The following is a 1,160-nucleotide window of genomic DNA, read 5'->3' as shown; positions in this document are numbered from 1 at the left end:
TGTTGATGCATTTGTTATACCTAATTTTCGATGTTCTTGAAGACACGCTGAGCACATTCTATTGGCGAACTCATAATATCTGGACCCGTAATTCTAATACTGCGAATTCCAATAGCTTCAAGCTTTTCATCAATTGCTTTATCTTTAGCTATAGCTTCTTCAGTAGAGTGATGAGCTACAGAGTCCACAAAAATTGCTACACGCTGCTCAGCAAAGTAAAAGTCAGCCTCAGTAATTGTCTTGCTTAAAGCTTTAGTTCTAACACCACCTTCCCACATTGTTTGCAAAGTTGGGAAAATTGAACCATCAGTTAGAATATGAGTTTGAATTGTAGGTTTTAACCCTAAACTATGCATAGCTTGAAGCAAGAAAAGCTCTATTGGGGAGTCACACCCCCAAATTTTGACCGGTTCGATATTATCAAATGGTTTAAAGTATCTAGAAAACCTAAATTTCCGGTAATCATTTAGTAAAGCTTTACTCTCACCAAGTAGCAATGTACATAAACCTGGATCTAAAACATCTGATTTATTGTATTTTGACGCAAGAAAATAAGTGTTATAAACAAAGCCAATTACATCTGAGCACATTTGTTCATTGATTGGCATTTCACCAACACAATGCAAACCAAACGCATTTGAAAATGGATTGAATCCCATATAATGTGGCTTACCATCTAAAATACGCTCCAAGTCAATTTTATCGATCCAATCCACTCCGACTGTCGATGGTAGTCCTCTTTTTTGCGCGGGTCTTAATGAAACATGGTATGGAAGCCCAAAAAGTTCTCCATCTCTTTCTTCAAATGCATAGCAACAAACCACTACGTTAATCATTTGAAAATCATCACCACGCTCACGATAAAAATCAATCGCTTCATCAGATGGGTTTACATTAATCAGACCATCAGTCAATTTCAGTATATTGCCCTCTATCGGTTGATTGCCATCAAGATCAAATAGATCATTACCCAAAAAATCTCCGAGAGCACCATTTAGATCTATTTGGAAACGACCAGATGGCAAACAACCATAATTAGGAAGTTTAAATAACTCTTCTGGTCTATTTTCTATATCTGCTGCTTCTTGTGCCATAATTTCCTCTAATTAGGTATAACGCCTGCATAACACGTTTGCTACTATACAGACCTAACTGAATTT

At 36.7% G+C, this 1,160-nt stretch carries 1 protein-coding gene; it reads right to left on the bottom strand.

The annotated features are described in order from the left end of the window. Window positions 1–20 precede the first annotated feature (20 nt). The gene (locus tag A6E03_RS03480) at window positions 21–1,094 is read right to left on the bottom strand and encodes an endonuclease domain-containing protein (protein WP_065600175.1); all 1,074 of its coding nucleotides are present in this window, start codon (window positions 1,092–1,094) and stop codon (window positions 21–23) included. Between the last annotated feature and the right edge of the window lie 66 nt (window positions 1,095–1,160).

The organism is Aliivibrio sp. 1S128 (assembly GCF_001691065.1).
Taxonomy (GTDB): Bacteria; Pseudomonadota; Gammaproteobacteria; order Enterobacterales; family Vibrionaceae; genus Aliivibrio.
This window is presented reverse-complemented; position numbering and strand designations above follow the sequence as displayed.

Coding starts and splice junctions, on each gene's coding strand:
- A6E03_RS03480 (WP_065600175.1), bottom strand. CDS start 1,094: ATGGCACAAGAAGCAGCAGATATAGAAAATAGACCAGAAGAGTTATTT.